Raw genomic sequence first — 293 nt, 5'->3', positions numbered from 1 at the left:
GGCAGCGACCTGGAACTGAACACTGTCGGCGCACCGGGGGAGTTGCTGATTTGCGGCGAAGGCCTGGCCCGTGGCTACTTCGAACGTCCGTCCCTGACTGCCGAACGCTTTGTGCCGGACCCGTTTTCGTTCAGCGGCGAGCGTTTGTACCGCACCGGCGACTTGACCCGTTATCGCGCCGAGGGCGTGATCGAGTACATCGGCCGCATCGACCATCAGGTGAAAATCCGTGGTTTCCGTATTGAACTCGGCGAGATCGAAGCGCGGGTGCTGGCCCTCGATAGCGTGCGGGA

1 protein-coding gene is annotated in these 293 nt (G+C 62.8%); it reads left to right on the top strand.

The window, feature by feature from the left end:
• Window positions 1–293, top strand: a 293-nt coding sequence (locus BK665_RS33585) for an AMP-binding protein (RefSeq protein WP_148053295.1), incomplete at both ends; no start/stop codon positions are given.

This window comes from Pseudomonas frederiksbergensis (assembly GCF_003732665.1).
Lineage (GTDB): Bacteria > Pseudomonadota > Gammaproteobacteria > Pseudomonadales > Pseudomonadaceae > Aquipseudomonas > Aquipseudomonas frederiksbergensis_G.
The sequence above is the reverse complement of the archived record's forward strand: the minus strand, read 5'-3'. Positions and strand labels throughout refer to the sequence as shown.